This is a genomic window from Mesorhizobium sp. M0590, from assembly GCF_040320905.1.
GTDB lineage: Bacteria > Pseudomonadota > Alphaproteobacteria > Rhizobiales > Rhizobiaceae > Mesorhizobium.
In genome coordinates, this window is record NZ_JAMYQN010000057.1 from 1 (window position 1) to 3,331 (window position 3,331).

The 3,331-nt window shown below is 61.7% G+C and carries 3 protein-coding genes and 1 pseudogene; all 4 read right to left on the reverse strand.

The genetic code is table 11. The features are described 5' to 3' along the window. Positions 1–217 (reverse strand): twin-arginine translocation signal domain-containing protein (locus tag NKI52_RS32500; protein WP_352700854.1); only part of this gene is annotated, 217 nt, incomplete at its 3' end. A gap of 46 nt (positions 218–263) precedes the next feature. Beyond that, entirely contained in the window at positions 264–1,313 is a 1,050-nt protein-coding gene (locus NKI52_RS32505) for an ABC transporter substrate-binding protein (protein WP_352700855.1), read from the reverse strand. A 29-nt stretch (positions 1,314–1,342) separates the two neighbouring features. Further along, positions 1,343–2,356: an ABC transporter substrate-binding protein gene (locus NKI52_RS32510; RefSeq protein ID WP_352700856.1), complete on the reverse strand. Its 1,014-nt coding sequence runs from the start codon at positions 2,354–2,356 to the stop codon at positions 1,343–1,345. A gap of 468 nt (positions 2,357–2,824) precedes the next feature. Then, positions 2,825–3,250, reverse strand: a pseudogene (locus tag NKI52_RS32515) (site-specific integrase). Between the last annotated feature and the right edge of the window lie 81 nt (positions 3,251–3,331).

A 3,331-nucleotide genomic window follows, 5' to 3' on the forward strand; every position in this document is an offset into this window, starting at 1 on the left:
CATAGCGGACATCGGTGAATCCCTCGGCGCGCAGCATCTCTCCGGCGAGGTACAGGCCCGCCCAGCAATAGGCGCCGCCGATGTAGCGCGGCAGGCGGACCGAGGTGGTCTCCGGCAGCGGCTCAGCCCAGGCTTGCGTAGAGGTGCCGATAAGCCCCGCGGCGCCGGCTGACGCAGCGCCGGCTAGGAAACGGCGGCGGTTCTGGATGATCTGCATAAGCCACTCCTTCCCTCGATAGGGCGCACGGCGTGTTGGCGATTGCCTACGTCTTCAACTCCTCCTTCAGTTCGCTGAAGAAGCGCCAGTCGGTGCCTTGGGCCAAGAGCTTCTGGGGGGTGCTCTTTAGCATCCCGACCTCGTGGAGGCGCAAGGCGTAGAAGCGCAGGGTGTCCTCAGCGCTATACCCACGCCAACCGTAGGGGAGCCCCTTTATGACCTGGAGGGCATGGTCATAGCGCCTAGTATAGCCCTGCTCCACCAAGTACTGCGCGGACTGCTCCGGCTCGCTGGCGCAGAAATCCGCCGCTTTCAAGATGGCGCGGAGGGCGCGTTTGGTGGCCACCGGATACGTGCGGACGAACTCCCGGTTCCCAGCCAGCATGCAGCAGAAGTATTGCGACCAGGGCCGGTCCACGGTGCTGCTAATCACCACATGGCCGATCTGCCGCTCCCGCATCTCCTGCGGTTCGGGGGGAAAGCCTAGGTAGGCATCGATCTTCCCCTCACTTAGGAGCCGGATGGACTCGGGTCCCGGATGCGTGACGAAGTGTATGTCCTTATGGAGGTCCAGGCCCACATAAGCCGTCATAGCGCCGAGAAAGACGTATCGGCTGGAATCTAGCGCTGGCACGGCCACGGTCTTCCCCTTGAGGTCGCGGATCGACTGGATGCGATCGGTGCCGAACAGCTCAAAGCAGCCGACGTGGAGTCCTGCCAGGATGACGATGGGATCCCCCGCTTCCAGGCTGAGAAGGAGCGGGGCGGCGAAATGCGCACTGAGGTCGGCTTCACCAGAGGCGAGGGCCGGCGCGATGTCTGCGGTCCCCTCTTTTTGGAGGTAGTGCACCTCAGTGAACCCTTCGCTGCGCAGCAGTTCTTCGGCTACATACTGGGGGGCCTGACAGATGCTGGGAATCCGGACGAGCCGGATCCGCGTCGTCTCAGGCGGTGGCTCCGCAGCGGCTCGCCTGCGGACGCTAGTCGTTTCCGGCGGTGGCTCTGAGGGGAGCGATTGCTGGACCCCGACTAGGCTCGCGGCGCCGGCTGCCGAAAGGCCGGCCAGGAAGCGCCGGCGGCTCTGGATGATTTCCATGTCCACGTCTCCCCTTGAGACAAATGGGATCAGGTTTTCAGCTCACGCTTCAACTCGTCGAGGAAGCGCCAGTCCGTTCCGTCGGCGATGATCTGTTGCGGGCTCGATTTGATCATGCCCGTCTCCTGCATGCGGAGTGTGTAGAACCGCAGGGAGTCTTCAGGATCGAATTCCCGCCACCGGTCGTACCGGATATCCTTCAGCGTTTGGAGCGCGTAGTCATACGATGGGACGAAATCGCGATCGACCATCTGCCGAGCCACCCGCTGCGGATTCGACACGCAGAGGTCAGCGGCCTTGAGGATGGATCGCAAGACCCGCTTGGTCGCCACCGGGTACCTATTCACGTAGTCCGACGTCGCGGAGATCATGCAGCAGAAATACTGTGACCATGGGCGGTCGACGGCATTGTTGAGGATGGTGTGGCCGATCTTCTTGGCGCGCAGCTCCTGCGGCTGGGGCGGCGTGCCGAGGAATCCGTCGATCTTCCCTTGGACGAAGAGTTCCGTGGGCTTGACGCCCTCAGTCAAGACCCACTGGATATCGTTGACGGGATCGAGCCCGACATAGGCGGACATGAGGGACAGCCACACGTGTCGCGAGTTGTTGAAACCATCAACGCCCACCCTCTTGCCCCGCAGATCCGTGACGCTGCGGATGCTCTCCTTGGCGATCAGTTCGAGGCATCCCGAGTGCAACCCGGTTAGCACCTTGATCGGCACGCCGGCATCGATCGACGCGATTTGGTTCGGCGGAAAGTTGACCGAGAAATCCGTCTCACCGCGTGCGATCCACTCCGATTGGTCGACGCTTCTGTCGGCTTCTACGTAGCGAACGTCGGTGAAGCCATCTGCGCGCATCAGTTCTCCGGCGATGTACGCGCCGGCCCAGCAGTAGGAACCACCAACCCACCGCGGCAGCCGAACCGTGGTCGTTTCCAGCGGCGGTTCCGCGTGAAGCGACTCCGGAAAACCGACAATACCGGCAGCGCTTACCGCTGCAGCGCCGGCCAGGAATCGGCGGCGGGTTTGCATGATCTGCATCCGAACGCTCCTCTTCCGAATCGCAAATGGCAATTCTGGCCGGAACCGAGCAAAAGAGGTTCCGGCAGTGACAGACAGTCTTGTGAGCGCGCCGAACACAGCGAATTACGAGCGCGCCCAGAGTCTTGATGCGGGAGTCTTGCGCTCTCAGTCGCCGGCCCAGTATTAGCAACCGACGATATGCCACGGTACGCCCAATTTGCGTTGGTTGCGAGCGCAAAACTTACTCCGCCAAACGTCCCGCCAGCACCTCGCTGTCAGGGAGACTGTTTGCGCGGTTCAGAATGGCCACTTCGAGTTTACTGCGGCCGGGCCGAGTCATCGACGCAAAGGTCTGCACAGGGTCATCAGTACTGGTTGCGCTTAACGTCCGGTTCCGGGAAGGAAAATCGGCCTCGGAAGGTCTCGAAAGGGTCACAAAGCGACGCTTCCAGCCCGCGTCGCTCTGTCCGTTGTCGCAGGTTCATTTCACAGGTCGATCTGTTCAGAGATCGCCAAAGCGTCGTCCACTTCGATGCCGAGATAGCGGACCGTGCTCTCGTATGGCCCAGGAGCAGTTGCACCGCGCGAATGTTTCCCGTCTTCGTGTAGATCTGCGCGGCTTTGGTACGCCTCATCGAATGAGTTCGGTATCGCTTGGGATCGAGCCCGACGCTGGGCGCTGATGGCAGCTCGAGTCTGCTCCGTGATCTCGAATTGTACTGGTCGTCCGGTCTTGCGCTGGACGATTACCGCCCGGTCGCGAAACGTGCCGGATAGTGCCACGTCGCCGACCGTGATCGTGACGAGGTCACAGCATCGAAGTTTGCTGTCTATGGCAAAATTGACCAGTGCCAGATCACGTGCCGCGCCTGACACCTGCAGTCGTGTTCTAATGCTCCAGACCTCGCACAGTTGTGTGCGTCAAGTTCTGCAAAATGGCGTGGCATTGCGGTGACGTCGGCGTGTCCGCCGCGCAGCCCCCGTGTTTAGCGG

Bases quoted from the DNA above. Each gene is read 5' to 3' on its own strand.
- NKI52_RS32505 (WP_352700855.1), bottom strand. From the start codon at position 1,313: ATGGAAATCATCCAGAGCCGCCGGCGCTTCCTGGCCGGCCTTTCGGCA.
- NKI52_RS32510 (WP_352700856.1), bottom strand. From the start codon at position 2,356: ATGCAGATCATGCAAACCCGCCGCCGATTCCTGGCCGGCGCTGCAGCG.